At 63.2% G+C, this 22616-nt stretch carries 16 protein-coding genes and 1 pseudogene; 11 read left to right on the top strand and 6 right to left on the bottom strand.

From position 1 onward, the window contains the following. The first annotated feature begins 67 nt into the window (after positions 1 to 67). Together ACRQEC_RS02120 and ACRQEC_RS02115 are read left to right on the top strand one after the other, a co-directional pair. Positions 68 to 2968, top strand: coding sequence for a leucine--tRNA ligase (locus ACRQEC_RS02120; RefSeq protein ID WP_087071198.1), 2901 nt, complete (start codon positions 68 to 70; stop codon positions 2966 to 2968). A gap of 137 nt (positions 2969 to 3105) precedes the next feature. Then, a complete protein-coding gene (locus ACRQEC_RS02115; RefSeq protein ID WP_301575257.1) occupies positions 3106 to 4083 on the top strand; it encodes an aldose 1-epimerase in 978 nt (325 codons plus the stop codon). A gap of 195 nt (positions 4084 to 4278) precedes the next feature. Here ACRQEC_RS02115 and ACRQEC_RS02110 read toward each other — a convergent pair. Continuing rightward, positions 4279 to 5952, bottom strand: a pseudogene (locus ACRQEC_RS02110) (helicase HerA-like domain-containing protein); the annotation flags it as partial. A 117-nt stretch (positions 5953 to 6069) separates the two neighbouring features. Here ACRQEC_RS02110 and ACRQEC_RS02105 point away from each other — a divergent pair. From ACRQEC_RS02105 to ACRQEC_RS02080, 6 genes are all read left to right on the top strand, one after another. Next, positions 6070 to 7086 carry a helix-hairpin-helix domain-containing protein gene (locus ACRQEC_RS02105; protein ID WP_284889065.1) on the top strand — a complete coding sequence of 339 codons (1017 nt, stop codon included), beginning with the start codon at positions 6070 to 6072 and terminating at the stop codon, positions 7084 to 7086. Next, complete coding sequence (locus tag ACRQEC_RS02100) at positions 7083 to 9647, top strand: ComEC/Rec2 family competence protein (RefSeq protein ID WP_284889064.1); 2565 nt, start codon at positions 7083 to 7085, stop codon at positions 9645 to 9647. The genes ACRQEC_RS02105 and ACRQEC_RS02100 overlap by 4 nt, the downstream gene beginning before the upstream one ends. Then, positions 9580 to 10557 (top strand): DNA polymerase III subunit delta, encoded by a 978-nt coding sequence (gene holA / locus ACRQEC_RS02095; RefSeq protein WP_087070861.1) that lies wholly within the window; start codon positions 9580 to 9582, stop codon positions 10555 to 10557. Before ACRQEC_RS02100 ends, holA begins: the two co-directional genes overlap by 68 nt. Before the next feature lie 171 nt (positions 10558 to 10728). Next, complete coding sequence (locus tag ACRQEC_RS02090; RefSeq protein WP_087070860.1) at positions 10729 to 12255, top strand: Re/Si-specific NAD(P)(+) transhydrogenase subunit alpha; 1527 nt, start codon at positions 10729 to 10731, stop codon at positions 12253 to 12255. Positions 12256 to 12303: 48 nt separating this feature from the next. Next, complete coding sequence (pntB, locus tag ACRQEC_RS02085) at positions 12304 to 13737, top strand: Re/Si-specific NAD(P)(+) transhydrogenase subunit beta (RefSeq protein ID WP_087071197.1); 1434 nt, start codon at positions 12304 to 12306, stop codon at positions 13735 to 13737. A gap of 218 nt (positions 13738 to 13955) precedes the next feature. Beyond that, positions 13956 to 14237, top strand: a complete 282-nt coding sequence (locus ACRQEC_RS02080) for a hypothetical protein (RefSeq protein ID WP_143231885.1) — start codon at positions 13956 to 13958, stop codon at positions 14235 to 14237. A 140-nt stretch (positions 14238 to 14377) separates the two neighbouring features. Here the strand turns inward: ACRQEC_RS02080 and rpsT are convergent, their stop codons facing one another. The 3 genes from rpsT to ACRQEC_RS02065 all read right to left on the bottom strand — a co-directional run bounded on the left by rpsT (position 14378) and on the right by ACRQEC_RS02065 (position 16435). Beyond that, positions 14378 to 14644, bottom strand: a complete 267-nt coding sequence (gene rpsT, locus ACRQEC_RS02075; RefSeq protein WP_016442875.1) for a 30S ribosomal protein S20 — start codon at positions 14642 to 14644, stop codon at positions 14378 to 14380. 160 nt (positions 14645 to 14804) lie between these two features. Further along, positions 14805 to 15317 carry a PH domain-containing protein gene (locus ACRQEC_RS02070; protein ID WP_284883716.1) on the bottom strand — a complete coding sequence of 171 codons (513 nt, stop codon included), beginning with the start codon at positions 15315 to 15317 and terminating at the stop codon, positions 14805 to 14807. A gap of 140 nt (positions 15318 to 15457) precedes the next feature. Next, the gene (locus tag ACRQEC_RS02065; protein WP_284889495.1) at positions 15458 to 16435 is read right to left on the bottom strand and encodes an LLM class flavin-dependent oxidoreductase; all 978 of its coding nucleotides are present in this window, start codon (positions 16433 to 16435) and stop codon (positions 15458 to 15460) included. Positions 16436 to 16535: 100 nt separating this feature from the next. Between ACRQEC_RS02065 and lepA the strand changes: the two genes are divergently transcribed. Genes lepA through hemW form a run of 3 tightly spaced genes read left to right on the top strand, consistent with a single transcriptional unit; the run spans position 16536 to position 20647 of the window. Further along, positions 16536 to 18389 (top strand): translation elongation factor 4, encoded by a 1854-nt coding sequence (gene lepA / locus ACRQEC_RS02060; protein ID WP_087070857.1) that lies wholly within the window; start codon positions 16536 to 16538, stop codon positions 18387 to 18389. 2 nt (positions 18390 to 18391) lie between these two features. Beyond that, positions 18392 to 19372, top strand: a complete 981-nt coding sequence (trmB, locus tag ACRQEC_RS02055; protein ID WP_234984507.1) for a tRNA (guanine(46)-N(7))-methyltransferase TrmB — start codon at positions 18392 to 18394, stop codon at positions 19370 to 19372. 6 nt (positions 19373 to 19378) lie between these two features. Beyond that, entirely contained in the window at positions 19379 to 20647 is a 1269-nt protein-coding gene (hemW, locus tag ACRQEC_RS02050; RefSeq protein WP_087070856.1) for a radical SAM family heme chaperone HemW, read from the top strand. A 34-nt stretch (positions 20648 to 20681) separates the two neighbouring features. Here the strand turns inward: hemW and ACRQEC_RS02045 are convergent, their stop codons facing one another. Both ACRQEC_RS02045 and ACRQEC_RS02040 read right to left on the bottom strand, forming a co-directional pair. Then, positions 20682 to 21470 carry an SDR family NAD(P)-dependent oxidoreductase gene (locus ACRQEC_RS02045; protein ID WP_087070855.1) on the bottom strand — a complete coding sequence of 263 codons (789 nt, stop codon included), beginning with the start codon at positions 21468 to 21470 and terminating at the stop codon, positions 20682 to 20684. A gap of 77 nt (positions 21471 to 21547) precedes the next feature. Continuing rightward, the gene (locus ACRQEC_RS02040; RefSeq protein WP_284889062.1) at positions 21548 to 22510 is read right to left on the bottom strand and encodes a DMT family transporter; all 963 of its coding nucleotides are present in this window, start codon (positions 22508 to 22510) and stop codon (positions 21548 to 21550) included. Positions 22511 to 22616: the final 106 nt, after the last annotated feature.

Below are 22616 nucleotides of genomic sequence, written 5' to 3'. Positions count from 1 at the left end.
TCGTAGGAGAGAGCTACAATTGACCGAAGTCGACCGTCGAAAAGGAGTACCCTTGAGCGCTGAGGATATGACCCAGTTCCGCTACACCGCGGAGCTGGCAAATGAGATCGAAGCCCACTGGCAGGAACGCTGGGAAGAGGAAGGTGCCTTCTACGCCGCGAACCCGGTTGGGGATCTCGCGGGTGATACCTCGGCGCCGAAGTTCTTTATCCAGGACATGTTCCCCTATCCTTCCGGGCGCGGCCTGCACGTGGGCCATCCGCTCGGCTATATCGCCACGGATACCGTGGCCCGCTACCACCGCATGAAGGGTGAGAACGTCCTCTACACCATGGGCTATGACGCCTTCGGACTTCCCGCCGAACAATTCGCGGTACAAAACGGCAAGCACCCGGCCATCACCACCGCGGAAAATATTGCCAATATGGCCGCCCAGCTGCACCGCCTCGGGCTCTCCCACGATTCGCGCCGCGTTTTCTCCACCACCGATATTGAGTACGTGAAGTGGACCCAGTGGATTTTCACCAAAGTATTCAATTCCTGGTTTGACCCGGATTACCCGCGCCGGGACGGACGCGGCAACGGAGCTGCCCGGCCCATCGAGGAACTCGAAGCGAAATTCGCTAGCGGGGAAAAGGCCACTCCGGACGGTCGGCCCTGGGAGGAACTCTCCAAGAAAGAAAAGGCGGAGGCGCTCAGCGAATACCGCCTGGTTTACATCAAGGAAGCACCCGTTAATTGGTGCCCGGGCCTGGGAACGGTGCTCGCCAATGAGGAAGTGACCGCCGAAGGGCGCTCCGAACGCGGCAACTTCCCGGTGTTCCGGCGCAATCTCGCCCAGTGGATGATGCGGATCACCGCCTACGCGGATCGCCTCGTCAGCGATCTGGATACCATCGACTGGCCGGATAAAGTGCGAGCCATGCAGCAGAACTGGATCGGGCGCTCCCACGGCGCCACGGTTCGTTTCGAACTTTCTGACGGCTCCGGGCGGGTCCTGGATGTGTATACCACCCGCCCCGATACCCTCTTCGGGGCCAGCTTCATGGCCGTTGCTCCCGAACACGCCGCCCTGGGCGGGACCGAGCCGGGTGCGGAAGCCGATGCGCAGGCCCTCCAGGTTCCCGATAGCTGGCCGGAAGGCACCCGCGAAGAATGGACCGGCGGATACAACACCCCGCGCGCAGCGGTAGCGGCCTACCGGGCGCGCGCCGCCGCGAAATCCGATATGGAACGCACCTCGGATACCCACGAAAAGACCGGTGTTTTCTCCGGGCTCTTCGGGATCAACCCGGTCAATGGCGCCAAGGTTCCGGTTTTCGTGGCGGATTACGTGCTGGTCGGTTACGGAACCGGCGCCATTATGGCTGTTCCCGCTCACGATGACCGCGATTGGGCTTTCGCGCGCGAATACAATCTGGATGTTATTCGCACCATCGGCCCGGCGGAGGATCCGTACGGCCCGAACCTGGACGAAGGCGCCTACACCGGGGACGGCATCCTCGTCGATTCCGCCAATGAGGACATCTCCCTCAACGGCATGAGCAAAACGGAATCCATGGCCGCTATTATCGCCTGGCTGGAAGAACGCGGCGCCGGAACCGCAACCGTCACCTATCGCCTGCATGATTGGCTCTTCTCGCGCCAGCGCTACTGGGGTGAACCCTTCCCGATCATCTGGGATGAGGAGGGGATTGCACACGCGCTACCCGAATCGATGCTCCCCTTGGAGCTGCCCGAAATGGAAGACTTCTCGCCGGCGTCTTATGATGCCGACGACGCAGATTCGCTGCCCCAACCCCCGCTGGAACGCAATCCGGAATGGGTGAATGTCGAGCTTGACCTGGGGGATGGCCTCAAGAAGTACCGCCGCGAAACCAATACCATGCCGCAGTGGGCTGGCTCGTGCTGGTACGAATTGCGCTATGTGGATCCCACCAATGCCGATAGCTTCTGCGCCCCGGAAAATGAAGCCTACTGGATGGGCCCGCGGCCCGAGTCCGGGAACACCTCCGGAGGGGTGGATTTGTACGTGGGCGGCGTCGAACATGCTGTGCTCCACCTGCTGTACGCACGTTTCTGGCACAAGGTCCTCTTTGACCTGGGTTATGTTTCTTCCTCCGAGCCGTTCCACAAGCTCTTCAACCAGGGCTACGTACAGGCCTATGCCTATACCGATTCCCGCGGGGCCTATGTGCCGGCCGATGAGGTAGAAGAACGCGAAGAAAATGGGGAAGCGGTCTTCTACTACCAGGGGGAGAAAGTCAATCGGGAATACGGGAAGATGGGCAAATCCCTCAAGAACATCATCACGCCCGATGATATGGCCGACCAGTACGGTGCGGATACCTTCCGTGTTTACGAAATGTCCATGGGGCCCCTCGATGTTTCCCGCCCCTGGGATACCCGCGCGGTGGTGGGTTCGCAGCGCTTCCTCCAGCGGCTGTGGCGCAATATCGTTGATGAACGCACCGGCGAGGTGACGGTCAGCGATACCGCTCCCGATACCGAAACCGCGAAACTGCTGGCCCGCACCATCGCGGGTGTGGCCGACGATTACGACCATATGCGTATTAATACCGCGATTTCCAAGCTCATCGTGCTCAATAACCACCTCACCGGGCTGGAGGCGGTGCCGCGGGAAGCCGCCTGCGCTATCGTGGCGATGGTGGCCCCGGTGGCTCCCCATATTGCCGAAGAACTCTGGTCGCGTTTGGGCCAGCCCGGCCTGGTGGCGCGCGCTGCTTTCCCGCAGGTCAGCGATGCCTCGCTGCTGGTGGATGACACCGTGACCTGCGTGGTGCAGGTGAAGGGTAAAGTCCGGGCCCGCCTGGAAGTACCCCAGGATATTTCCGATGCGGATCTGACCGCTCGGGCCCTGGCGGAAGAACGGGTGCAGTCCTTCCTGGACGGCGAACCGCGCAAGATTATCGTGCGGGCACCCGGACTCATTAATATCGTTCCGTAAAGCGGATACTGGTTTGGGCGCGGGGCCGGGTTCAGACCCAGAATCCGGCCCCGGTCCGGAAGCTAGTTCAAGCTCGGAACTCGGGCACCAATCCAAGGGAAGGAACCCGCGGGAGTAAGGAGGACATCGTGGCACGTATGCGCATCACGACGCACGACTTTGACGGTAAACCGGCATGGCTTCTCAGCGCGCCCGGCGGAGCCAGTGCCCTCGTGGCGGCGCGCGGTGCCACCCTCCTCTCCTGGAGTCCGGACGGCGAGGTGTTTTCCGGGTACCGCAACGCTGCCGAATTGGAGGAGGCAGCCGGTGGGCGCGGGCTTATTGAGGCACCTTGGGTGGGTCCGCTCGCCGGTGGGCGCTACACCTGGGATGGGCAAAGCTACCAGCTGGAGGCGGATACTGCCGGGCGCTGCCTGCGTGTCCACAACTGCGAATTCCAGCGCGAACGCTCCGCGGATGCCCTTATTTTGCGGGCGGAACTTCCCGCGGTCACCGGGTACCCCTGGCCGGTGGGCCTACAAGTGGTGTACGCGCTGGGGGATTCCAGCGCGGGCACCCATAATCTTTCCGTCAGCGTGGAAGTAACGAACCGCGGTGAAAGCTGCGCTCCGGTGGCGCTTGCGTGGAACGGGTACATGCGTTTCCCGCAGCTCGCCTCCGTTTCAAAAATGTCGGCAACGGTCAGCGCTCGCACTAAAATTGCCGCCGACGCCCAAGGAATCCCGGCCCCCGGAGATGCCGCGCTCACCGGGGTGAGCACCCCGGTCGAGTGGCCGGTGCTCGGAGCTAGCCGGATCGACTCCACCTTTACCTCGCTGGTACCCACCAGTGACGGCATCGTGGCAACCGTCCTGACCGATCCGGCCCGCGAACGCGATATTATCCTCGCTCAGGAACCCAGCGAAGCACCCTATGTGCGGCTGTGGACCGGGGATACGCTGGAGCGCGGGGCACGGGAAGCCCTCCTGGTGGCCCCGGCTTCCGCCCTTCCCAATGCTTTTAATCGCTCGGATCAGGTGGGCCGGGTGGCCCTCGCCCCGGGCCAGTCCCGCAGCCTTACCGTCACCATCAGCTATCCGGCCGGCGCTAGCGGCGCCGCCCGAAAATCGAATTAATAATCGAGCGGCCCAGGGATCGCCCGGCGCTGCGCACCACCGAATCGATGGCGGCATCGCGGCGCCGCGCCTGGCGCTCAGCTTCCTTTTCTGCATTCCGCTGGGCCCGCTGGGCGGCCCGCTCGGCTTCTCGTTCCGCGGCTGCCAGCTTTTTTCTGCCTCGCGGGCGGCTTTCTTCGCCGCGGCCTCCTCGGCCCGCCGCTGCTCTTCCGCTTCTTTAGCTGCCGCTGCCGCGGCTTCCAGCTGCGCGCGCCGCTCGGCAACCGCGCGGGCCGCTCCCTCGCTCGCGGCCTCCCCGGAAAGAGGAGCAGGCCGAGGTGTTGCTCCGAGGGCGGTGCGCAAGGCAGCCGGGCTGGCCGGGCCCATGACGGAGCGCGGCGCCCATAGCCGAGTAGGGGCCACCGCCGTAGGGGCGCCGTCGTCGCCCAAACCCGTGACCACAGCTTCACCGGTCCCTAGCGCGGGCAGCACGGCCGCAATATCCAGGGGCGAGAAGGGGAAAGTTTTTGCCGTTTCGTTGAGAACCTTGACGTCCTTGGGGGTGTGGGCGCGCAGGGCGTGGTGAATCCGGGTGCCCAGCTGCGCGAGCACCGATTCGGGGATATCCTGCGGGGTTTGGGTGACGAAGAAAACACCCACACCCTTGGAACGGATGAGACGCACCACGCGCGTCACTTCGTCCACGAAATTCCGGGACGCACCCGAGAACAGCAAATGCGCTTCGTCGAAGAAAAATACCAGGCGGGGCAGGGGAGTATCGCCCACCTCCGGCAGGTCGGAAAAGAGCCGGCTGAGCACCCACATCGTGAACGTGGAGAAAAGTTCGGGCATATCGCGCACGTCCGGTAGCTCAAGGGCGGAAATAACACCGCGCTCGCCTTCGTGGGCAATGAGTTCGCTCGGGCTAAAGGAGGGACGCTGGAAAAACACATCGCCACCCTGCGCGGCCAGGGCGGATACCTCGCGCAAAATCACGCCGGCGGTCGCGGTGGAGACCCCACCGATACCGGAAAGTTCCGCCTTGCCATCCGTGGTCAAATAATGGAGCACCTCGCGCAGATCCTCCAGGGTGTACAGGCGCAGATTCTCCTGCTCCGCCCACGCGAAAACCAAGGCCAGCGCCGATTCCTGGGTGTCATTCAATTTCAGGGCCCGCGCCAGCAGCAAAGCACCGAAATCCTCCACCGTGGAACGTAGCGGCACCCCGGTAGTTTCGGTGAGGGAATACAGATGCAGTGAGAACGAGGCCCCCGTCCATTCCTGCCCCAAGGCGCGGGTGCGCGCCGTGAGCTTATCGGAAGCCGTGCCCGCCTCGCACAGGCCGGAAAGATCGCCCTTAATGTCGGTAAGGAAAACGGCCACGCCGGCCGCGCTCAGCTGTTCAGCCAGCAGCTGGAGGGTACGAGTTTTCCCGGTGCCGGTCGCCCCGCACACCAGCCCGTGCCGATTGAAACTCGCGAAAGGCAGCCGCACCAGCACATCGGGCCGCGGATTCCCGGCCGGGTCCAGGTAGGCGCCCAGGGTGAGAGCCGGGCCGGCTACCTGGTAGCTGCGCGCCACCTCGTTCGCGTAATCGTCTTTATTGGGTTCCGGGGATTGTTCCGGGGAGTCTTGCGGCGACGACGCCGCCGGCTGCACGGGTGGGTGCGTCTCTGCCGCGGTGGCGGTTTCAGTGGTGTTCTCTGTCGGCGTGTTTCCCGCAATATCGGATGCGGCCTGAGCCGTGGTGGTGGGCGGGGTATCAGTGGCAATTGTGGCGGCGAGGGCGGCATCGAGGCGAGCCTGGGCGAGTTCGGCTTCCGCGCGGGCAGCTTTAGCAGCGGCTTCGGCCGCCTCGGCGCGCAAGCGGGCAATATCGGCGTCGTTCATACCAATATTGTAGAGCGGCGATGCCTGAAACTATCCACAGCTGGCCAAACGTCGGCGTTATCCCCACGTGTGCCGGGGCGCCGGCACCAGGTGCGCGCGGGCGCGCATGATAGGCCCATGACTACCTCATTACCGCACCCAGCCCCGCGCCTCAGCCTGCCCCGCACCGATCCGATACCGGAGGCAGGCCTGGATCCGAGTGCGGGCGGGCCGCCAGGTAGAAGTCGGGGTGGGCCGCCGGGCCGGAGCGCGGTACGGGATTTCGCGGCTCTTGCCCTCGGTGCTGGTACCGGTGAAGATATCGCCGTGCTCACCACGCCCGCGCAAGCATCGCGGTGGCGCTGGTCTCCCCGAACACTTGGCGCTTTCGCCGTTGCTCTGTTGGGTGGGCTCCTCATTCTTGGGGTGCTGGCCTGGCTTGGGCGCGGGGGCGGTCCGGCCTCCGCTAGCCCCGCCGCGGTACCACCGGGGAGCAGCGTGGCCGGCCCGGTTTCTACCACTGAAGGCCCGGCCGTGGTTTCCTCAGGCCCGCCAGCTACTCCGGGTGTATCTCAAGGCGGAGCGGCGCGCGGCGAATCTGGGCCGGCCACCCCCACCGCGGGCGAATCCAGTCCCACAACTATCGTCGCCTATATTTCCGGTGAGGTGGCAACCCCGGGAGTATATAGCGCTCCCGGCGGAGCCCGGGTGAACGACCTGGTGGAATTAGCCGGCGGACTCACCCCGAGTGCGGACGGTGCCGCGATCAATCTTGCCGAACCCGTAACTGATGGCTCCCATATCCATATACCCGCACCCGGTGAAACACCGCGAGTGCTGTCCGGTTCGGGAGGCAACGCGAACCCGGGTGGGAGCGGTGGCAGCAAAGGCGGAAAGAATGGAGGCGCTGGAGGTGGAGGCGGCGGGGCCGCTGGCGGGGGATCCGGGAAAAGTAATTCCGGTGCTCTCGTTAACCTCAATACTGCCTCTGCTAGCGACTTGGAGACCCTTCCCGGGGTAGGCCCGGCCACCGCCCGGGATATTCTCAGCTGGAGGGAAAACAACGGTCCTTTTACCTCCCCGGAGGATCTTCTCGAGGTCCCCGGTATTGGGCCAGCTAAATTCGATAAGCTGTCCGCCTTGGTGACAGTATGACCGACGTTCGCGCCCGCGCCCGTACTCGTACCTGCACCCATACTCGTGGCAGCCAGCGCTGCTCGGCATCTGCGAACGCGGGCCACGGCCAAGATATGCGCCTTCTTCCACCGGCTGGTGCAGCTCTGGGCGGGGCGTGGGCGGCGCTGAATGGGTACGCGCAGTTCGCGTTCCTCGGCGCCGGCCTGTGTCTGGCGGCAGCCTGGGCGGTAGCCGGTCGTGCCCGTTTCCGTCCGCAGCTGCGCGGGAGGGCAAGCGGGGTAGTCTTGGGCATCCTCGCGGTGGCGTGCACGGGGAGTGCTACCAGTATCGCCGGGCTGCTCGTCCTCTCCGGGGCACATATCCCAACAACCAAGGCAAGCGTGGAACTGGAAGCCGTTATCGCGACCCGCCCGGAGCCCTCCACCACGCCGTGGGGAGAAGAGAAATGCACGGCACTCCTGCGCCCTAGCACAATCACCACCGCGGGCCCGAACGGGGTGCGACTCGATGTCGGCCCGCGTGCGCGTATCCGCGCGGAGCTTCCCTGCACCGCATTAGCTGGCCAATATGTGATGGGCCACGGCCGCCTCACCGCGGTGGAAGGGCGGCGTGAAAGTGCCCGCTGGTCCGGGTCCGCACTCCAACTAAGTGGAAGCGGCGCACTCAGTGCGCGCGTTGTCCACCGCATCGATACTGCGCTCGCCGCGCTGCTTTCTGCCCGCCCGGAGCACGCCCGCGGCCTCATTCCCGGGGTAGCGCTAGGCGACGATACCCGGGTATCACCAGAACTTGAAGAAGCCATGCGCACAACCGCACTCACTCACCTCATTGCGGTATCCGGGGCCCATGTCTCGCTCGTCCTCGGCCTCATTATTATGGCGGTTGGCCGGGCCCGGCCCTTACGCACCGCCCTCGCCGGAGCGGTTGGTTTAGGCGGACTGGTGATTCTGGTGGGCCCCGCACCCTCAGTTATCCGCGCGGCACTCATGGGCCTGGTGGTGCTGGCGGCACTCGGAATGAACCGCCGTAGCCAAGCCATCAATGCCCTGAGCTGCGCGAGCATCGCGGCTGCCCTTATTGATCCCTGGCTCGCAACCGGCTACGGTTTCCTGCTTTCCGCCAGCGCCACCCTCGGAATTATCTGCGGGGGATACCGGCTTACCGACTACCTCACCCGGTTCTTTCCGGCCACCCTGGCCCGGGTCATCGCTATTCCTCTGGTAGCCCAACTATCTTGCCTACCCGTACTCCTCCTCTTTACCGAAGCCGGGTCGCTCTGGGCGGTGCCCGCCAATGCCCTTGTGGCACCCGTGGTCGCACCACTGACCATTTTCGGACTCGTCGGCGCGCTCACGGCCCCGCTATTCCCCATGCTCGCCAGTCTCGCCATCTCCGGTGCCGCTTTATCAACGTGGTGGATTGACCAGGTAGCCCGCCTGCTCGCCTCCCTACCCGGATCGGGAATTCCCCTCGTTCTTGCCGGCATCGGTCATATATGCGCGGTTCTGGCGCTCCTGGTGGTGCCCCGCCTGAGTGCGGTCATTATTCTTGTGGGCGCGCTCGCGGCTCTCGGGTTATCGCGCTGGCCCGGGAGCCCAGCGATTCCTCCCAACTGGACGGCGGTGCAATGCGATGTGGGCCAGGGATCAGCTTTCCTCTACCGGGTGCGCGGATACACAATCATGATCGACGTGGGGCCGCAAACCCCAGCTGCTGCCCGGTGCTTGGCAGATGCTCAGGTGAGCCATCTTGACCTGCTCATCCTCTCCCATTTCCACTCCGACCACGTAGAAGGATTACGTGACGTTCTCACATCCACCACCATCAGCGCGGTATGGATATCACCAAATTCCGCCCCGAAGCCCCAGTCTCGCACCGCCCTGGAACTGCTCGAATCGCACTCCATTCCGGTTAGTGTGGTAGCCGCGGGAACAACACTGCGGGTAGATAATGTGCCCATTGCTCGGATTCTCAGCCCGCGGCCGGGTGCGCGTAGCATTCCCGAGGAAGCTAATGCCGATTCCCTCGTTGTTCTCCTCGATGCCGAGGGAGTGGATAGCCCGCGCCGGGCCGGCGGTAGCAGCTCGGCCCGCGGCACTAGCTCGCCAGGCGGCACTAGCATGGTCAGCGGCAGTAGCTCACCCAACGGCACCACCATGGCCGCCCAGCGCATTGTGGTTCTCGGCGATGCGACTGCCCCGGCCCAGGAACGCCTCGTGGGCGCGGTTGGGCCGGTTGATATCGCCGTCGTCGCCCATCACGGAAGCGCGGACCAATCCGAGCGCCTCGCCCGTGAACTTGACCCCGCAATTGCCCTCATATCCGTAGGCGAGAACAGCTACGGGCACCCCTCCGCGCGCGTCTACGAACTCTATGCCGGCGCGCACATCTATCCGACTCTCACGTGCGGGGCAATAGCGTGGGCGGAAGGTGAGCTGGTATCGAAGTGCGCGGAACCGGTGCGGCCACCTGCCGTTCAGCAGGTGAGTTATGACATGAGAGAATGGAACCATGGCAGCCAAAGAACGCACGGTCGGGTACGACGCCCTCCGCTTAGAACCGGTCATCCTCATTATTAGTGCAGAGCCGGTGCTGGCCGAGCGCGCCTGGGCCCGGCTTGTAAGCCTCGCTCGCCAAGAACACCCCGAGGTGCAGGTCGTGCGCCTAGACGCCGCATCCTACGAGCGCGGCTCCCTCGCCCTCCACACCTCACCCTCACTTTTCGGGGACCACCGCATCGTCGTCGTGACCGGCGCCGAACACATGAATGACGCGTTCCTCGCGGAAATGCTCGCCTACCTCCCGCAGCCCAACGCGGATATCCCCGTGATTATCCAACACGGGGGAGGCACTCGCGGCAAAAAACTCCTCGACGCCATCGCGGCGGGGGGCTGGCAGGTAGCCCGCATCGAAAAAATCAAACGCGATGATGATAAAGCGCGTTTGGTGACGGCGGATGTGCGGGCCGCCGGGCGCAAAATCACGGACGGCGCGGTGCGGGCCCTCGTTGATGCCCTCGGCCAGGACCTGCGCGAACTCCTCAGCGCTACCGCCCAGCTCCTCGCCGATGTGGAGGGGATGATCACCGAAGATCATATTCGGGATTTCTACGCCGGGCGCAATGAAGCAACCCCCTTTGAGATCGCGGACGCGGCCCTGGCCGGGCGCACCGGCCAAGCTTTAGCGCTGGCCCGCCACGCCTTCGCCACCCGAGTCAACCCCGTCCCTATCGTGGCCGCGCTCGCGGCGAAACTGCGCCAGCTCGCCATCGTCCAAGCGCCGGGAATCAGCCAGAAGGAATTGAAAATGGCGCCCTGGCAAGCCCAACGGGCTCGCCGGGAAGCCCGCGGATGGAGCGACGCCGGGCTCGGGCACGCCATCCGAGCCGTGGCGCTCGCCGATGAACAGGTCAAGGGTGCCTCCCGCGATCCGCAGTACGCCGTAGAACACGCGATTATTGCTATCGGGCGCGCCCGGCGCGGCAGGTAGTATCCGGCGCGGTCGATACGCCGGGCCGCAGTCTCACACTTTCCGGCGCGCTCAGGCCCTTTCGGGAAACGTGGAATAATAAGGGATGTCCCGCGGCGGCGCGACAATGGCGTATCTGGAGCGCCGCCCACGCAGAACGCAGCACGGCAGTGCTGTACTGAGGAGCACTTTATGCTTGTTGGAATACCTAAAAGTACCCGCTCGGGTGACCCCCTGGTGGCGGGCACCCCCGATACCGTAGCCAAGCTCATCGCTTTGGGCTACGAGGTCGCGGTGGAAACGGGGGCGGGGGAGGCATCGTCCTACCCCGATAGCCAGTACGAAAGCGCGGGCGCACGCCTCGTCTCCGCACAAGAAGCCTGGGCCGCGGATATTGTGTTAGCCACCGACGCCCCGGATATCAGCTACCTTGACCGCATGAGCCGCGGCGCCACCCTCATTGCGCGCATGAACCCGGCCGGCTCACCCGAACTTATCGAGGAACTTTCGCGCCGCGAACTCACGGCCCTGGCGCTTGACGCAATTCCGCGTATTTCCCGCGCCCAGTCCATGGACGTACGGTCCTCCATGGCTAATATTTCCGGCTACCGGGCCGTGATCGAAGCAGCCTCCCACTTCGGGCGGCTTTTCACCGGCCAGGTCACCGCCGCCGGTAAAGTTCCCCCGGCCACCGTGTACGTTATCGGAGCGGGCGTTGCCGGGCTCGCCGCGGTCGGCACCGCCAATTCCATGGGCGCAATCGTTAAAGCAACGGACGTGCGTGCTGATGTGGCCGAACAGGTCCAGTCCATGGGCGCCGAATTCGTCGAGATCCCGGTGCGCCAGGAATCCGCGGACGGTTACGCCCGCGAAATGACCGCGGATCAGGCCAATGCCGCCGGGGTTGTCTACGCCCGGGAAGCCGCCGCCGCGGATATTGTTATTACGACGGCGCTCATCCCCGGCAAGCCGGCCCCGCTCCTTTTGGACTCTGAGGCAGTGGCCGCCATGAAACCCGGCAGCGTTATCGTGGATTTGGCGGCGGCCAACGGCGGAAACGTGGCCGGCACCCGCCCGGGAGAAATCGTCCACACCGCCAACGGCGTCACAATTATCGGCTACGAAGATCTCGCCTTGCGCCTGCCCGGCCAAGCTTCCCAGCTTTTCGGGCAGAACCTCGTCAACTTCCTCAAACTCACCACCCCGCAGAAGGATGGCCAGCTGGTCCTGGATACCGAGGATGATATTGTGCGCGGCATTCTGGTCACCCTCGGGGGAGCGGTGGCCTGGCCACCCCCGCCCATCAAGGTCTCGGCCGCCCCGGCCGCGCCCCCGGCGCCTCCCGCACCTCCGGTTGCGCCCGAACCGGCCCGCCCCAGCGCCGTGCGCTACCTGTGGGCCGGCCTGGCAGCGGCGGTAGCGCTGTGGATTCTCTTCACGGCCCCGCCGAGCATGACCTCGCATTTCATCGTGTTCATGCTGGCCTGCGTGGTGGGCTTCTACGTCATCACCTCGGTGACGCACGCGCTGCACACCCCGCTCATGTCCGTGACGAACGCGATCTCCGGAATCATCGTGGTGGGGGCAATCCTCCAGCTCGGTTCCGGGCATATAGCCGTGACCATCCTTGCCGCCATCGCCCTCACCATCGCATCCATCAATATTTTCGGTGGATTCCTGGTGACCGCGCGCATGCTGTCTATGTTCAAGAGGAGCTAAGCCGTGCTCACCACTATTAACGACGTTGTCACCCTCGCCGCCCCGAGCTTGGGCGGTCTCAAGGTCGCTGCTAGCGTGCAAACCGTCGCCTACCTGGTGGCGGCCCTGCTCTTCATCCTCGCCCTAGCCGGGCTTTCCAAACAGGAAACTGCGGCGAAAGGCAATATTCTGGGCGCCATCGGAATGCTGCTGGCCCTTGTTGCCACGATTATCGCGGTCCTCGCTTACCCCACGGAATCTTCTTCCGTTGTTATTGTGCTGGTGCTCGTGATTGCTCTCGTGGTGGGCGGCGGCATCGGGATCTGGCGGGCCCGCACCGTAGAAATGACGGGCATGCCCGAACTCATTGCCCTGCTGCATTCCTTCGTGGGTGCGGCAGCGGTGCTGGTGGGCTACAACTCTTTCCTCCAGCAACCCGGGGAAGATTTCTCCCCCACAAATGCCTTCCATATGGGCGAAGTGGGCTTGGCGGTGTTCATCGGCGCGATCACCTTCACCGGCTCGGTATGCGCCTACCTGAAACTCGCGGGGAAGATCCCCGGCAAGCCGCTGGTGCTTCCGGCCCGTAATCTCCTCAATCTGCTCGCGATCCTGGCGTGCCTGGGACTTATTATTTGGTTCGCCTGGACCCGCGGGGTGGGGGCCGGCCTCATTCCCCTCATCCTCATCACGATTATTGCGCTGCTGCTCGGAGCACATATGGTGCTCGCGATCGGCGGTGGCGATATGCCCGTCGTCGTATCAATGCTCAATTCCTACTCGGGTTGGGCGGCAGCGATGGCCGGCTTCACCCTCGGCAATGACCTCCTTATCATTACCGGAGCGCTGGTGGGGTCCTCGGGCGCGTACCTCTCCTACATCATGTGCAAGGCCATGAACCGTTCCTTCATTTCCGTGATCCTCGGCGGTTTTGGGTCCGACGGCGCAGTTACCGGGGAGGCGCGTGACTATGGCAGCCACACGGAAACCACCGCGGCGGAGGTGGCCCAAGAACTCGCGGACGCTAGCTCGGTGATTATTGCCCCGGGTTACGGTATGGCCGTGGCCCAAGCCCAATATCCGGTGGCGGAGCTGACGAAGAAGCTGCGCGATAACGGAACCGAGGTGCGTTTCGCTATCCATCCGGTGGCCGGGCGCCTGCCCGGGCATATGAACGTGCTGCTGGCCGAAGCGAAAGTCCCCTATGACATCGTGGAGGAAATGGACGATATTAACGATTCCTTCGCTGATACCGATGTCGTGCTGGTTATCGGGGCGAATGACACTGTCAATCCTTCGGCTTCCGAGCCCGGTTCGCCCATCGCGGGTATGCCGGTGCTGCATGTGTGGGATGCCAAGAAGGTGATCGTATTCAAGCGATCCATGGGCAATGCCGGCTATGCCGGAGTGCAAAACCCGCTGTTCTTTAATGAGAATACCGATATGCTGCTCGGCGATGCCAAGGCATCCGTGGATGCCATCAACGCGGCTTTCCCCGGTTAAGGTAACTCTGCTCCGCGTCCCAACCCGGGCGCGGCCGGGGCGAGCTGCACAACTATAACCGCTTAGGGAATCCCTCAGTTAGCGCAGGTGGCCGGAACACCTTTCAGGTTCCGGCCACCTGCGCTACATGTATATCGCGGAAATACCGGAATGCATGAGCCAAAATTCCACATATGAGACGGGGATCACGTTATAATGAAGGTGTCAATTACCGTGGAATGAAGAAGAAAGGAGGAAGGAATATGCGTTCGAAGAGGTATTTCTATTTCTCGCAACTTGCACTCGGAGCTACTCTGGGAGGCTGCATTGCGAACATATTGACAGATAACCGTTGGTACGATTTCACTCTGATTCCCGCCCTTGTCACTCTTGCGTTACTCGGCCTTGCGCTGTGGCAGCGGCACCGTGAAAACGAAGTACGCGCTACGCTGCGCCGTTTGGAAATAGAACGCCGCGGTTTGGAAGCGGAACGAGAAGGCGAGCACGAAGGAGAAGAATGAGAAAATTCGCGCCGGATGCGAACGGATATGAAAAGCGGCTGGAACGCCTGGGTTCCAGCCGCTTTTCTCTAAGCATCAGCGCGGTAGAGATAACAGATACAACCGCGCCAGAGGTCCGGCCTGCATGGCCGGAGCATAGCCTACTTGGCCAGTGCGTTCACGCGCTTAGCAAGCTTCGACTTGCGGTTCGCTGCCTGGTTGCGGTGAATAACACCCTTGGACACAGCCTTGTCCAGCTTGCGGGAGGCCGCGGCCAGGAGGGTTTCCGCCTCTTCGGCATTGCCGGCTTCCACGGCAAGGCGAGTCTTACGGATGTAGGTCTTCAGTTCCGACTTAACGGCCTGGTTGCGAAGGCGACGCTTCTCGTTCGTCAGAACGCGCTTCTTCTGCTGCTTGATATTAGCCAATGAAATATCTCTTTCGGTCAATCGCTAGGCGATAGATGAATATGGTCGGAGAGGGAAGCGTTCCTCGTAGGACTGCGGGCGTGGGGCACCCGTGGTTGTTACGAAAGAACAAGGACTTGCCACCCGACCGGTGAAAGTCCATCTCCAAACACTACCAGAATCAGGCGGTTTCGCGCGAGACCCCAGTGTGAATCCCCTCTCCCGCGCGCTTGTCCAGCAGCGTATTCAGGAACGTGGTGACAGCGGGAAGATTCGCGATGCGGCGCAGGGTGACGGTGGCACCTGACGTCGTCGTCACAAGAAGGGAACCGGAGGTCCCGGTACCTGAAGGTTGCGCATCCACCCGTGCCACCGCGGCGAGCGGAAGATCATGCCCGAGCTTCGTGAACACCCCGCGCCGGGTAATAATCCTGCGGTTGGTAATACTCACCGTGCTCATATACCACTGCAGCCACGGCCACCCGGCAATCGCAATAAGCGCGAGAACCCCGGTCGCCACCACCAGCCACCCGGCCAGCGGCTGCCACCGAGCCGGCAGCGCTACCACTCCGAGCATCGCGAGGAACACCACCGCCGCGGCACCGAGCGCCCGCGGCAGCAAATGCCGGGCATCGGGGTGCATGTGGACAAGGAGTTCTTCGCCGGTTCCGAGTAGTTTTTGCGACAGAGGCATACTAACCATCGTGCCACAAAGAAAACGCGGGCGTGTGAAGCGGCCGATAGCGTGGGGGAGAGAAACGCGAAGCTACGCGTTACGGTACGACGCCGCGCCCAACTGCCAGCCGGCGCCTAGCTGCCAGCGCCGCGCATTCCTCAGTTATCCAAGCCGTAGCCACGCGCGGCCAGCTCCAAGCAGGCCAGCGATTCGTCATGCGAAGTAGCCTGCACTGAAATCATGAGCTCATCGGCCTGCGCATCGCGGGCGAACTTTCGCAGATACTCACCCACCTCGGCCGCGTCCCCCACCGCGGTGTAGCGCAGCATATCGAGGATTTGGCGGGCTTGCGCGCTGTCCATCACCGCATCAAGATCCGCATCGGATATATCGCGGCCCGGCGCCCCGCGCAGCAGCATATTCCGGACCCGGGCCCGCTTGACCCGCTCGAATTCACGGGCGGCTGCCTCCGAAGTTTCTGCGGCGGTCACATTCACCGCCGCAATAACATAGGGCTCGGCCAGCTCCTCCGAGGGCTGGAAATTCTCCCGGTAGTGGCCGATAGCCTCGTGGAGCAGGCGCGGAGCGAAATGGGAAGCGAAAGAATAGGGCAGGCCTAACTGCGCGGCCAGATCCGCTCCGAAAAGCGAAGAACCCAGAATAATGAGGGGTACGTGGGTGCCTTGGCCTGGATAGGCCGCCACCCCCGGCACCCGGGAGGTATCCCCGAGGAACCCCTGGAGTTCCACCACATCGCGCGGGAAGTTCTCATAAGCGCTGGCATCACGGCGCAGCGCGTAGAGGGTACGGCTATCGGTGCCCGGCGCCCGCCCGAGCCCTAAATCAATACGCCCCGGATACATGTCCGCCAGCGCCCCGAATTGTTCAGCAATGACGAGCGGGGAATGGTTGGGGAGCATTACCCCGCCCGCGCCCAGCCGAATCCGGGAGGTATGTGAGGCAACGTAGCCGATGATAATCGCGGGGGAGGAGGAGATCACCGTGGGCATATTGTGATGCTCGGTGTACCACACCCGGGTGTAACCGGCGGCTTCGGCGCGCTTAGCGAGGTCCACGCAGCGGTGCAGGGCCGCGGCCGGAGCTTCGCCGTCGTACCGCGTAGCGAAATCTAACACTGACAAAGGAACATTCATGGCAAACTCCCGTGACCGATATATCCATATCCATTATGGTCCAAGGACTATACTTGAGCAGAGTTTATTGTGAAGGAGAGACGTGCCTATTTCTTCCGCTGAGGAATCGCGCGCCATTATTCCGGGCGCGACGGCGCCCGAGCGTATCCGAAATTTTTGCATTATTGCGCATATTGATCACGGAAAGTCCACGCTGGCTGACCGGATGCTCCAGCTCACCGGGATTGTGGAGCAGCGCGAAATGCGTGATCAATACCTGGACCGGATGGATATCGAGCGTGAGCGCGGCATCACCATCAAATCGCAGGCCGTGCGTTTGCCGTGGTCGGTGGAAGGGAAAGCCTACGCTCTCAATATGATCGACACCCCGGGCCACGTGGACTTTTCTTATGAGGTCAACCGTTCGCTGGCGGCCTGCGAAGGTGCGGTGCTGCTCGTGGATGCCACCCAGGGAATCGAAGCGCAAACCCTGGCCAATTTGTATATGGCCATGGAAAACGATCTCACTATTATTCCTGTCCTCAATAAAATCGATTTGCCTTCCGCGCAGCCAGAAAAAATCGCGGAAGAAGTGGCCTCGCTCCTGGGTGTGGAACCGGAAGACTGCCTGGCAGTCTCCGGGAAAACGGGGGAGGGTGTGCCCGAGCTGCTCGACCGGATCGTCGCGGAGGTTCCCGCGCCGTCGGGGCGCCCGGACGGTCCGGCCCGCGCCATGATTTTCGATTCTGTTTACGATATTTATCGCGGGGTCGTTACCTATGTGCGTGTGGTTGATGGTGAGCTGACCACCCGTTCGAAGGTGCGCACCATGGCCACCCGCACCGAACACGAACTCCTGGAACTGGGCGTGATTTCCCCCGAACCCACGCCCACTACCGCGCTGGGCGCCGGGGAGGTCGGCTACCTCATCACCGGCGTGAAGGATGTGCGCCAAACCCGCGTGGGGGATACCGTGACCGGCGCTCGAGAAAGCGCCACCGAAGCCCTGCCCGGCTACCTCGATCCGAAACCGATGGTGTACTCCGGGATTTACCCGATGGACGGCTCCGATTTCCCGAACCTGCGCGAAGCGCTGGAAAAACTCAAGCTCAATGACGCTTCGCTGGTTTACGAACCGGAAAGCTCGGTGGCCCTCGGTTTCGGGTTCCGCTGCGGCTTCCTGGGCCTGCTCCACCTGGAGATTATTCGCGAACGCCTCGAGCGGGAATTCGACCTCGATATTATTGCCACCGCGCCCTCGGTGATCTACCGGGTCATCACGGATGCCGGTGAAGAACTGACCGTCACGAATCCTTCGGAATTCCCGGAAGGGAAAATTCGCGAGATTTACGAACCGACCGTGCGCGCCACGATCCTGGCTCCTTCCGATTACGTGGGCTCCATTATGGAGCTGTGCCAGGAACGGCGCGGGGCGCTCCAGGGTATGGATTACCTCACCGCTGAGCGGGTGGAGATTCACTACGTGCTGCCGCTGGCGGAGATCGTCACCGATTTCTTTGACCAGCTCAAGTCGCGTACGAAGGGCTACGCTTCCCTCGATTACGATATTGCCGGTGAACAGCCCTCCGATCTGGTCAAGGTGGATGTGCTGCTCAATCACGAGCAGGTCGATGCTTTCTCCGCGATCGTCCACAAGGACAAGGCCTACTCCTACGGCAATGAGATGACGAAGAAACTCAAGACCCTCATCCCGCGCCAGCAATTCGAAATTCCGGTGCAGGCCGCGGTGGGTTCGCGCATTATCGCCCGCGAAACCATCAAGGCGCTGCGTAAGGACGTGCTCTCCAAGTGCTACGGCGGCGACGTCTCGCGTAAACGCAAGCTGCTGGAGAAGCAGAAGGAAGGTAAGAAGCGCATGAAATCCATCGGGCGCGTGGACGTGCCCCAGGAAGCTTTCGTGGCGGCTCTCACCTCCGAAGCACCCACGGGGAAGTAGATATGTCCGAGCGTCCCGAAGATTTACGCGCGGCTCACCCGGATGCCGCGCCGCCCCAGCACGACGGCGCAGCCGGGCCCTCCGCACCCGAGCGCTCCCAATGGCGCATCCGCTCCTTCTCCTTGCGCGGTTCGCGCCTGGGTGCGCGCCACGAAGAAACGGTGGCCCGCCACCCCGAACTTTTTGTGCCGCTGGCACCCGGACCCCAGGCCACCACGGTAGCCTTGGATGCCCGCTGCGACCTCGGGGAAGTTTTCGGCCGCGAGGCCCCGCTCGCCGTGGAAATCGGCCCCGGTTCGGGCGAGCACGGGGTTTCTTTTGCCCAGCGCCACCCCGAATATAATGTGCTGCTCGTGGAAGCCTGGGCTCCCGGCGCGGCGCGCTGCGTGGCCAGTATTCTGCGCGCGGGCGCCACGAACGTGCGGGTGCTGGAGGCCGATGCCGCCCAAGCGCTCCCCGTCCTCTTTGGGCTGGAATGCGCGGGCCTGGCTCGCGGGGAGGATGTGACTGCTTGCGGGCCGGCGCGCAGTGCCACCCATCCGAATGCCGCGAATCCGCGCGCCGAGCAGGTATGGACTTTCTTCCCCGATCCCTGGCGTAAAGCCCGCCACCATAAGCGCCGTCTGGTTGCCGCGCCTTTTGCCACGGTGGTGGCCGGAATGCTCCGGGAGGGGGGCGCCTGGCGGCTGGCCACGGATTGGGATAATTACGCGTGGCAGATGCGCGACGTTGTCGAATCATCCCCGTATTTCACGAATCCGCACGCCGGTGAACGCCCGGACCCCGCGGATCCCACCCCGGAACGCGGCGGTTTCGCGCCGCGCTGGGAGGAACGCGTGCTCACCCGTTTCGAGGAGCGCGGTATCGCGGCCGGGCGCACCATCCACGATATTCTCGCGCTGCGCACCGCGCTGGAACCCGCGGCGCGCGAGCATACCGGTGCCGCAGCACCCGCGGATACCGATACCGCGGCGCGAGCCTAGGCTCCCATGGCGTCCCTTCCGCACGGCGAGCCGGCCCCGGCCTCCGGCGCGCTCCCGAACCCGGATGTGAACGCCGGGTTTTCCGCCTACGTCCACATTCCTTTTTGCACAGTGCGCTGCGGCTATTGCGATTTCAACACCTACACCAAGCCGAGCTTCGGGCCGGGCGCGGGCCGCGATGATTTCCCGGCGTCCCTCGCCCGCGAAATAGCGCTCTCGCGCGAGGTCCTCGATACCGGCACCAACCGCGCTGCGCTGCGCACGGTTTTCTTCGGGGGCGGTACTCCCACGCTGCTGGACGCCGGGCAGCTCGTCGCGGTGCTCGCGGAGCTCGAGCGCGCTTTCGGCTTGACCGAGGGCGCCGAAATCACCACGGAATGCAATCCGGAATCCGTGGACCGCGCGGCTCTCGCCACCCTGCGGGCCGGCGGTTTCACCCGCATCTCCTTCGGGATGCAATCGGCTGTGCCCGAGGTGCTGCGCACCCTCGACCGCCAACACAGCCCCGGCCAGGTCGAACGCGTGACCGGCTGGGCTCGCGAGCTGGGCCTGGAGTATTCTCTCGACCTTATTTACGGGGCGCCCGGGGAAACGATGGAGCAGTGGCGTACCTCGCTCGCGGCCGCCCTTGCCCTCGAACCCGCGCATATCAGCGCCTACGGGCTCATGGTGGAACCGGGCACCAAAATGGGGATGCAGGCCCGCCGCGGCCTTATCAGCCTCCCCGATCCGGACGAGCTCGCCGATAAATACGAGGTCGCCGACGATATCCTCTCCGCAGCCGGCTACTGCTGGTACGAGATTTCGAATTGGGCCCGCCCCGGCCACGAATGCCGCCACAATTGCTATTACTGGGAGAACGCGAATTGGTGGGGGTACGGCCCCGGCGCCCACTCGCATATTAACGGGGTGCGGTTCTGGAACGTCAAACACCCGCGCGCTTACGCGGATCGGGTCTGGGCGCGCGGAATAGGGAACGACGACGGCGCCGCCGCGCTCCGCGCGCCGGGCGAGGCAGCCGCGAGCCAGCCGGCCATTACTTCGCCGGCCTTGGAGCGAGAAGTTCTCAGCCCGGCCGAACAACGTGAAGAAAAAATCATGCTCGGTATCCGGATGAGCCGCGGAATTGATATTCCCGCCGGCGTGGAAGCCGCGGTAGTGGAGGGCCTGGTTCGGGACGGTTTAGTGGAGGCAGAAAGCGCCCGCGCCGGGCGTCTTGTTCTGACCCGGCGCGGGCGGCTCCTGGCTGATACCGTGACCCGGGCGCTCTGGTAGCGCGGGGTCTGGTTATTTCTGAACGTGCCGGGCGCTAACGCCCGGTGTAACCGGCATCCACGGCGATCACGGTGCTCGTCACGTAAGAAGCCGCATCGGAAAGCAACCACAGGGCCGGTTGCGCGATTTCGCGCGGGCTACCAAAACGATTGAGCAAGGAAATCATGGGTGCGTATTCCTCGCCGCTCGTCCCCAGGGCTTCGAGTGCATCGTGCAGCATGGGAGTATCAATTGCGCCCGGGGCAATAGCGTTGACGCGGATATTATGTGGCCCGTTCTCCACTGCTGCCACCTTGGTTAGGCCAATCACGCCGTGCTTGGCGGAAACATAGGCGGGGTTAAAGGGTTGGGGCCGAATTCCGGAAACCGAAGCGGTATTGACGATGGTACCTCCATCGCCTTGCGCGAGGAACTGCTTAATTTCGTACTTCATGCACAGCGCCACACCCTTGAGATCGACTTTCATGAGCTTATCCCAGTAGTCTTCATCGAATTCCGAGGTGAGCGCATTATCGGGGGCCGCCGCGGCATTATTGAAAGCACCATCCAAGCGCCCGTAGGTTTCTACCGCGGTAGCAACCATCTTTTGGACAGATTCGGAATCAGAAACATCGGTACGCACCGCAATAGCTTCGCCACCAGCCTTCTTGATGGTGGCGACAGTTTCTTCAGCGCCTTCCAGATTGTAATCAGCGACGACAACCTTGGCGCCGGCTTCAGCAAAAAGAATCGATGCTTCGCGCCCGAGTCCGGAGGCGCCGCCCGTGACAATAACGCTCTTATCGGCAAGAACCGGGAAAGTGGTGACATTGTTACCCCGCATAGCTACTCCTTCGTGGTAGGGGACCATAGTCGCAATCTATCGAAGGGGCACCGCGAAGGTCGTCCGTCGCGGAAGTTTTACGCTACGGGCCTACGCCGGATACGCAGCGACGGGCGCTTGATACCGAGCCGGTAGCGGCGCTTCGGGGCCCGCCCGATGAGGAAAATTCCGAGCAGCATAATAATCGCGCCTAGCCATTGCAGGGCGGAAAGCCGTTCACCCACAAGAACCGCGGAAAAAACAATAGCGCTCAGCGGCTGAATCAAAATCAGGGTGGCGGCCACGGAAGGATTAACCAGCGGCATACTCGCCTGGCAGAACAACCACCCCAGCACCTGGCTGGACAGCGCAATAAGAATCATCCAGCCCCAGGAACTCGCCGACAGCGCGAGGGTGAGAGGCCCGTGAGTAGCAATGAGGAGCGGAGTGGACACCACCGTAGTAACCAGGCACACAATCGCCATGGCGGTGCCCTGGTGATGTGGCGAATTCGTGCGCCCGGTGAGGACCACATAAACGGTGTAGGTCAGACCCGCGAGCGCGGAGAGGATAATGCCACGTACCAGGTCGGATCCGCCAGCGCCGTCGAGAATACCGGAAAGCAAGAAAATCCCGCCGAGCGAAAAAGGTGCGGCTACGAAAAACATCCACGGCACCCGGTTGCGGAAGAACAGCCACGCGACCAAAGGCACAGCGAGGGCCTGCACGTAATTGACCACCACGGCGGAAACCGAGGGGCCGGCCAGCAGCACGGAGGGTGTCCACAGGGCCATATCCACACCGAAGCACACCCCGCACACCGCGTAGAGCAGCAGATCAGCGCGCCGCATCGGCCCGTACTGGCGCCATTCATGAACAACCATGGGCAGCAGGGCAAGGAAAGCTAAGCCGAAGCGGAAGAACACAATCGTGGTGGCGTTTTCTCCCGATAGCGTGATGAAGGGAGAAACAAGTCCCACGAGAACCGAAGCGACGGCGAGGGTGCCGCGCGGGGACGCAACAGCGATTTTGTCCACGAGGGAGCGGCGCTGGAGGGCCACGTGATCACAACTCCTGATAGGGGTGAAGAAGAACCGAAACAACGAGGGCAGCGGCTCCGGCCGGGGCCGGATAAGCGCACGCAGCAAGGATATACCCTGAGGGCAT

Origin of the sequence: Actinotignum saccati, from assembly GCF_051265055.1 — a bacterium.
Taxonomy (GTDB): Bacteria; Actinomycetota; Actinomycetes; order Actinomycetales; family Actinomycetaceae; genus Actinotignum.
The sequence above is the reverse complement of the archived record's forward strand: the minus strand, read 5'-3'. Positions and strand labels throughout refer to the sequence as shown.

Excerpts from the sequence above, each read along its gene's own strand:
- ACRQEC_RS02120 (WP_087071198.1), top strand. The coding sequence starts at position 68 with ATGACCCAGTTCCGCTACACCGCGGAGCTGGCAAATGAGATCGAAGCC.
- ACRQEC_RS02100 (WP_284889064.1), top strand. The coding sequence starts at position 7,083 with ATGACCGACGTTCGCGCCCGCGCCCGTACTCGTACCTGCACCCATACT.
- holA (WP_087070861.1), top strand. The coding sequence starts at position 9,580 with ATGGCAGCCAAAGAACGCACGGTCGGGTACGACGCCCTCCGCTTAGAA.
- ACRQEC_RS02105 (WP_284889065.1), top strand. The coding sequence starts at position 6,070 with ATGACTACCTCATTACCGCACCCAGCCCCGCGCCTCAGCCTGCCCCGC.
- ACRQEC_RS02090 (WP_087070860.1), top strand. The coding sequence starts at position 10,729 with ATGCTTGTTGGAATACCTAAAAGTACCCGCTCGGGTGACCCCCTGGTG.
- ACRQEC_RS02070 (WP_284883716.1), bottom strand. The coding sequence starts at position 15,317 with ATGCCTCTGTCGCAAAAACTACTCGGAACCGGCGAAGAACTCCTTGTC.
- ACRQEC_RS02045 (WP_087070855.1), bottom strand. The coding sequence starts at position 21,470 with ATGCGGGGTAACAATGTCACCACTTTCCCGGTTCTTGCCGATAAGAGC.
- ACRQEC_RS02080 (WP_143231885.1), top strand. The coding sequence starts at position 13,956 with ATGAAGAAGAAAGGAGGAAGGAATATGCGTTCGAAGAGGTATTTCTAT.
- trmB (WP_234984507.1), top strand. The coding sequence starts at position 18,392 with ATGTCCGAGCGTCCCGAAGATTTACGCGCGGCTCACCCGGATGCCGCG.
- ACRQEC_RS02115 (WP_301575257.1), top strand. The coding sequence starts at position 3,106 with ATGCGCATCACGACGCACGACTTTGACGGTAAACCGGCATGGCTTCTC.
- hemW (WP_087070856.1), top strand. The coding sequence starts at position 19,379 with ATGGCGTCCCTTCCGCACGGCGAGCCGGCCCCGGCCTCCGGCGCGCTC.